Here is a 7,020-nt window from a genome sequence, read left to right as displayed (position 1 = left end):
ATTCGCCGCTACATCATCTGGCGAAACCACCATGCCGACGACAAGCGCCTACGCACCGTCGTCGACAGGGCGAACGTTGCCTGATGCGGCACTAGATCATGCTTGCTCCGCAGTCGTCCGGCGGCTGGCTTCGGCGGCGTAGGCGCCCCAGTCCCGGCGGCGGCTCGCTGCCACTTGACTGCGACGGTGATGTCGATGCCGAGGGCGCGTGCGAGGACTGCTGCGGGGAGCCCGGCGGCGAGCTGGAAGAGTGTGGTCGAGCGGGCTTCCGCGAGCCGGATGCCGAGTTTTCGGAGCCTTTCGCCCATGGCCCAGGCGCTGATCGGGCCGGGCTGGCCTCCGGGGAACAGCCAGGGTGAGTCTGTTCGGGCGAGGACGGCATGGCTGCGGCGATGTTGCCGCGCAACCGCGAGTTGGTAGTGGGTGACCTCCTTGCCGCGGCTTCGTCGGCGAAGGAGGTGCCAAGTTGCGTACCGGTGCAGGATCCAACGCTGGGGGCCAGACCCACCGGGCGGCAACCGGTGCAGCTCATGACAGCTCCGGTGAGCCAGGAGCGGCGCGTCACACCGGAACCCGACGCGGCGTCCGACGGCGACACCGACGCCGATCTGCTCGCCCTCGTCCGGCAGGTCCGCAGCGAAGTACCCGCGGTCACCCACGTCGACCACAGTGCCCGACTGCAGACCGTGGGACCCGGCAGCAACCCGGAGTTCCGCGCCGTGCTGGAGTCGTTCCGCGAGCTGACGGGGTGCCCGGTGCTCGTGAACACGTCGATGAACGTGCGTGGGGAGCCGATCGTGTGCACCCCGCACGACGCGTGGGAGTGCTACCGGCATACGGACATCGACGTGCTGGTCGTGAACCAGCTGATCGTCACGGGCAAACCAACGGCTGCCGCACCGCCCGTGAGCATCTCGGAAGACCAGCAACCGGTTCCCGCACCACGGCCCGTGGACGGCACCAGCCGCAGCGACCTGTTCTTTGGACTGTTCCTGGCCCCGCTGGCTGAGCGGCTGGGGGAGGACTTCCGGCGTCGGCTGGCCGCGGAAGGCGTGGACGGCAGCGCGTACAGCCCTGCCGAGACCGGGCCGACGGGCGGCGAGTTCTGGGAACTCGAAAGCCCCTGCATCTTCGCGCTGGGCACGTCGACGGAGAGCGTGCCGAGCTGGTCGGCCCTGGCCTTCAACCGCGTGACGGGCCCGAGGAAGGCGTGCGCGATCACCCGGGCCGCGGCGGTACACCTGCCCAAGCCCGGCTCGGCCCCGCTCCCGGACAGCGGGGCGACCGTCAGGGCCTCGGGCCGGATCAGGATCAGCACGGGAGCGCCGTCCGGCAGGCCGCGTGCGGCGTGCAGGCGCAGGACCGCGTCGTTGTGTCTGACCTCACCGCTCGCTCCGTCGACCACGTGGGCCTCGATGCGGTTCATGGCTCCGACGAACTCCGCGACGAACTCCGCGACGAAGCGGGTGCGCGGAGCGCCGTAGATCTCCGACGGGGTGCCGATCTGTGGCGGCTGCCTGCGGGGTGTCCGAGGATCGCAACGACTGGGTCACGTCGTGGAACCACTCCAGAGTGCCTTCCGGGAAGATGCCTCTTGCGCCCGTCTGCCCGACCGAGCAGGGATTCCTCTGCGAGAGGCCAACGCCCCTCGTCGACCTCACTACCGTGGGGACCAGTTGGGGACCACACGGTGCCCGCTCCCCTGAACAGTACGCACACGGGCGTCGTCCCGACCAGCTTCTTGGCAGGTCGGAGGCCGTCTTCTCAGGAATGGGAAGACGGCCTCCGTCGTGTCCGGACGGAGCCGATGGCTCAGGAGGTCTCGAACGCACCGAGATCCGGTGCCGGACCGCTGTACGGCAGACCGATGTCGACGCCTTTGTTGATCAAAGTGCTGCTCGCCGCGAGGCGGAGGCCGGGCGGTACGGGCAGACCGCCGTCGGCTTGGCGGGGCGCGTCCCAACCGGACGTCGAGACACTCCGGAACTGCGAGTCCGACAGGGCGATGCCCAGGTTCCAGGAGTTGTAGGCGGCATCGGTGCCGCTCATGTTCGACGTCAGGGTCCCGGTGTAGGCGATGTTGTTGCGGAGCTTTCCCCGGCCGACGGCGGCGCCGCTCGAGTCGACTCCCAGCATGTTGAAGTCGGGGTGGTTTCCGTAGCCGGTGTTGTTGAAGAAGTCGTTGGCGAGCGGGTGGTGGTTGGCGTAGAAACCCGCCGCCCTGTTGGCGAAGGCCACCGAGGTGCGGACGGTGTGTTTGACGGCGCCGGCGTCGTAGTCGCCGCCGTAACCACCCGCCTTGAAGCCGTTTCCGTTGCCGGCTCCCGTGGTCGTTCCCGGTATGTACCCGTTCCGCCACGCCCAGGAGTTCTCGATGGTCACGGACGAGTAGGCGCTGATGAGGTCGAACCCGTCGTCGGAGTTCCCCCACGCCCGGCAGCCCCGGAACACGTTCCCGGGACTGCCGGCCGAGATGTGCGCGCCGAATCCGTCGGCGTTCTCCCCGGCTCCACTTGAGCTGTTCGGGTCGTAGTTGTCGTGTGAATCCGAGTTGAGAACGAGGTTGCCGCCGCCCTTCTGGAGGAACAGGCCGGGTCCCATGTGGTGATGGGAGTCGATCTGCTCGAACGTGTTGTTGCTCCCGGAGACCCAGATCCCCCAGGACTCGTGGTTCAGTTTGTTGTTCTGCCGCACGCCGGTGACTTCCAGCCCTTTGAGGTGGATCCAGCTGCCGGTGACGTCGAAGCCCTTGATCCGGCAGTCGTCCGTCATGCGCGAGAAATCGAAGACCGGGTTTTCCCCCGGGTAGGCCACGTAGTGGATCGGGTTGCCCGAACTGCCGCTCTTGGCAAGGGTGATCGCGTCGACTCTGTCCGTCTGGCTTGCGCAGCTGTTGATCCCGTGGGAGTAGGCATAGGTGCCGCCCCGGAAGTACACCGTGTCACCCGCCCCGACGACGGTCTGCGCATGGGCGATCGAGGCCCAGGGAGCGGCCTGCGTCCCCGCGGCGGTGTCACTGCCGTTCGGGGCGACGTAATAGATCTTTGCGGCCGCGCTGCCGCTCACGGCTGCCGAAGGGGGAGCCATCGCGAGGGAACTCAACAGGAACGTGCTGGTCGAGAGAAGAAGGGCAGAGGGCACGGTCATGGCAGGTTTCATGGCTCGCTCCGGACGGCGGCTGGGGACGTTTCTGGCGCGGATCCGACAACGGGCGGACGGGCGTTCATAGGAAGCCGTCCAGGGCCGCCGTGGGGCGCCGGGTGCTTTCGTCCCAGGCCGAGCTGTTGTAGCTGTTGAACGAGGGGTAGCCCTCGGGTTCCCAGAAGAAGGTGCCCAGGCCGCCGAAGCTCTGCAGCCCGGTGACGAACGCCCGCAGCGAGTCGCGCACCTGGGTGGGCTTGCCCACCGGACCGCCGTACTCCACCTGCATGACCGGCTTGCCGTAACGGGACTGGATGGTCTGCATGTTGGCCAGCACGCCGGGTACGTTGCCGCCCTGCGCGTACGAGGACAGGCCGGTGACGTCCCACTTCCCGCCGTTGTCCCGGTAGGCGTCGAGGAAGTTCTCGACGCCGGAGAGGTTCTGTGGCTGGGCCAGATGCACCAGCACCGGGGTGCTCGGGAAGACCTGCTTGGACATGTCGTACGCGGCGTTCAGCAGACCGGTCATCTGCGCGGGCCTGCTGAGGCTGCCGACCGGTTTGCAGATGCCGGAGTTGGTCTCGTTGCCGATCTTCACCCAGGCCGGCGTCACGCCGTAGTACTTGATGACGTTGCACGAGTGGTAGACGTAGTCGAACATGGCGTCACGCATCCCGCCGTAGTCCAGGCCGGCCCAGGCCGCCGGCGGGTTCTGCACTCCGGCCGAGTTCCAGGTGTCGCCGAAGTGGAATCCGATGAGGACCTGCAGGCCGGCGTTCTTGGCCCGCTGTGCCAGCTGAGCGGTCTCCTCGACGCTGCAGTGGCCGTTGGCCGGATCGCTGGAGGGGTTGACCCAGGACCGCAGGCTGACGGCGGTGATGCCGTACCCCTTGAGGATCGTGAACAGGTCCTGCCGTACTCCGGCGCTGTTGGTCCAGTAGTAGCCCCGTGCCTCCATCTGCGGCATCCAGCTGATGTCCGCGCCCCGGACGAACGGCGCGGCCTGTGCCTGGGCGGGGGCGATGCCGGTTCCGAGCGCCACCGCTCCGGCACCGGCCGCGGCGCCCAGCAGTACCGTTCGGCGGCGCACACCGGCCGGTCGTTGTGCATGTTCCTGTCCCATGTCCACTTCCAGACCTCTCTGCGGTAGGCGGCGGACATGCCACGGGTGCAACAGACGGTGAATGGCAAGTTCATGACAGGTCCGGCTCGGACATCAAGCGTCAGACATCAAGCGTCAGACATCAGGTGGGGTGGTGCGGCATTTTGAATCACTGAGCAACAGATTGCTGCATGATGCTGCACTCGGGTCCATCAAGTGTCAAGAGAAACCGCCAAGTTGAACCAGGAAGGAACAAACCCGAGAGGCGGTGGCGCGGGCGGGTGTTCAGGCCCGGGCGGCGGCTCCGCAGGAGGATCTGACGATCAGGCGGGGCTGGATGAGTACTTGGCGGACGGGCACGGCCGACGGGTCGGCCGCGTCGAGGCGGTCGAGTAGCAGCCGCGCGGCCTGCGTACCGATCTCGTGCTTGGGCGGCGCCACCGCGGTCAGGGGCACGTCGGCCAGGGCGGCGATCTCGTCGTCGTAAGCGATCAGCGCGAGGTCGTCCGGCGTGCGCAGGCCATGGGAGCGCATCCGCCGCATCAGCTCGATCGCGTCGTGGTCGGAGTGCACCAGCACGGCCCGGGTGCCGTCGGCCAGGCACTCCTTGATGAACCGGTCATAGAGCCGGGTGGCCTCCTCGGGGCCGAGCCTGGGGCGCCCGCTGTCCAGGACCGGCGCGCCGGAGGCGAGGCCCAGGTGCCGGACGGCCGCCTCGTACCCCTCGCGGAGCAGGGGCGCGGTGGGGCTGCTGTTGGTGAACAGACCCACCCGGTCGTGCCCCAGGTCCCTGAGGTGTCCGACCGCTCCGAACGCGCCCTGCCGGTGATCGGTGGCCACGAACTCGCACGGCGCGTAGCGGTCGTACGGCTGACGTTCCATCAGGACGAACGGCAGCCCGCCGGCCCGCAGTTGTTCGAACGGCTCCCGAGGCAGGGTGTGGCCCGTGGCGGAGGCCACCAGCAGCCCGGTCGCGCCGGACGCGGCCAACTCCTGGATCTGCTGGGTGTCGTTCGGGTACGAGTAGTCGCTCAGGCCGATGACGACGCGGACGCCCCGCTCGGCGGCCACCGCCTGCACACCGGCGACGATCCGCGGGTAGTAGTAGTGCGCCGAGGGGACCAGCAACCCGAGCGTATGGACCGAAGTCGGCCCGGGGTGGGCGTGGGGAGGAGCCGACGGCGCGACCACAGGCCGCGGCTCGGACGGCTGCCCGGCGCGGTGGGGCGTCGCGGGCACGGCGCCCCCGCGGACCCGGGTCACCCGCCCCTCGGCCTCCAGGTCCAGCAGATCCCGCCGGATGGTGGCGCGCGAGACGTTCAGGCGCGCGGCGAGGTCGGTGACCTTCAGCCCCGCGGATGCCTCCAGCTCCCTGACCAGTTGCTCATGCCGCTGTGCAACGAGCATGTCGGACACGGCCCCCCTGTGAGCAGATGTGAAGCATCCTAACCCGCACACTGCATCGGTCACCCGGCGTCGATCTGCAACGGGCTCTTGAACAGCGGGTTCAGGGCGACGGTCGCTGCCGCCACGAGGAGGACGGCCGGGCCGGCGTGGGGGACCACGATCCGTTCTGGGTCGTCGCAGACGTGGGCGTGGGCGATCGCCGCCGTCCGGATCTCGTCGAGGTACTCGGGCTGGAGCGCGCTCGACCGTTCGGTGATCACGACCAGGTCGGGGTTGAGCACGTCGAGGAGAAGCCCCGTCGCCCGCCCCACCGCTCGCGCACGCTCCCGGAGCAACGCGTCGGCCCGCCGGTCCCCGGCCGCCGCCGCGTCCACCAGCAGCCCGGCGGCGGGCTCGGGAATCAGACCGGCCTCGACCGCGCGCCCGGCGAGGGCGGTGTCGGAGACGGTCGCCTCCAGGCAGCCCGTACGGCCGCACGGGCACGGCACCGAACTGTCCGGCACCGGGAGATGCGCCACGTCACCCGCGCCCGAGCGGGGACCGCTGTGCACCACGCCCGCGACGGCGAGCGCCGCGTCCACCACGTTGCCGACGAACAGATGCAGCAGGGAACGCCGGGCCGCGGGCCGGCCGAAGAGCAGCTCGGACTGGGCGACGGCACGGGCGTGGTTGTCGACCCGGACGGGCAGCCCGGTGTGCCGCCGTAGGTCCGCTCCGAGCGGATACCCGTGCCAGCCGAGCGCGTCATGCCGTACGACGGTGTCGGCGGCCGGATCCACCCAGCCGCCGATCGCCGCGCCCACCCCGAGGACCCGGGCGCCGGGCGGGGTCCGGTCGGCGAGGAAAGCGGCCAGCGCCCGGCCCACCCGCTCGCGCAGTTCGGTGGCGGGGATCCCGTCGTGCGAGAGGTTCTGCCGGGCCACCAGCGTGCCGCGCAGATCCGTCAGGCCGAAGCCGGACGAGGGCACCCCGATGTGCACCCCCGCGACCAGGGGCCCGCCCGCGTCACCGGTGCGCAGGTCCACCGGGATCTGTGGGCGACCCACACCGCTCGCCGCGATCAGCTCCGGCACCTCGCGCACCAGACCGAGCCGGGCCAGGTCCGTGCACTGCCGGGAGACGGCCGCCGGGCTCAGCCCGGACAGCCGGGCGATCCCGCTGCGGGCCACCGGACCGTGGTCGAGCACGGCCCGCAGCACCGACGCGGCGTTGGCCTCCCGGCGGCCGTCGCCGGGGGAGCGGACGGCAGGGGGAACGGTGGTCGACATGCGAGTCCTTCCCTACGCGGTGGCCACCAAAATGCCGTGCCCGGAGACCGTTCGGGACCCGGGTGGCGGGACCATTGTGGTCGTGCCGGGAGTGTCAGGCGT

General features: G+C 69.8%; 5 protein-coding genes and 1 pseudogene. 2 read left to right on the top strand and 4 right to left on the bottom strand.

Annotated elements, in window-relative coordinates; all coding sequences use genetic code 11:
* Nucleotides 1-84, top strand: a pseudogene (locus M2271_RS42650) (transposase); the annotation flags it as partial.
* A 446-nt stretch (nucleotides 85-530) separates the two neighbouring features.
* Entirely contained in the window at nucleotides 531-1,484 is a 954-nt protein-coding gene (locus tag M2271_RS34735) for a carbamoyltransferase C-terminal domain-containing protein (protein WP_280891407.1), read from the top strand.
* Between the two features lie 328 nt (nucleotides 1,485-1,812).
* Here the strand turns inward: M2271_RS34735 and M2271_RS34730 are convergent, their stop codons facing one another.
* The 4 genes from M2271_RS34730 to M2271_RS34715 form a co-directional block, all read right to left on the bottom strand.
* Entirely contained in the window at nucleotides 1,813-3,147 is a 1,335-nt protein-coding gene (locus M2271_RS34730) for a right-handed parallel beta-helix repeat-containing protein (protein ID WP_280891406.1), read from the bottom strand.
* Between the two features lie 76 nt (nucleotides 3,148-3,223).
* Entirely contained in the window at nucleotides 3,224-4,264 is a 1,041-nt protein-coding gene (locus M2271_RS34725) for a glycosyl hydrolase 53 family protein (protein WP_280891405.1), read from the bottom strand.
* Nucleotides 4,265-4,528: 264 nt separating this feature from the next.
* Nucleotides 4,529-5,650 (bottom strand): substrate-binding domain-containing protein, encoded by a 1,122-nt coding sequence (locus M2271_RS34720; protein ID WP_280891404.1) that lies wholly within the window; start codon nucleotides 5,648-5,650, stop codon nucleotides 4,529-4,531.
* A 59-nt stretch (nucleotides 5,651-5,709) separates the two neighbouring features.
* Entirely contained in the window at nucleotides 5,710-6,918 is a 1,209-nt protein-coding gene (locus tag M2271_RS34715) for an ROK family transcriptional regulator (RefSeq protein ID WP_280891403.1), read from the bottom strand.
* Nucleotides 6,919-7,020 lie beyond the last annotated feature (102 nt).

Source organism: Streptomyces sp. LBL (assembly GCF_029893585.1).
In the GTDB taxonomy this organism is placed as follows: domain Bacteria; phylum Actinomycetota; class Actinomycetes; order Streptomycetales; family Streptomycetaceae; genus Streptomyces.
Note: the sequence above shows the minus strand (reverse complement) of the source record. Positions and strands in the feature narration are given on the sequence as shown.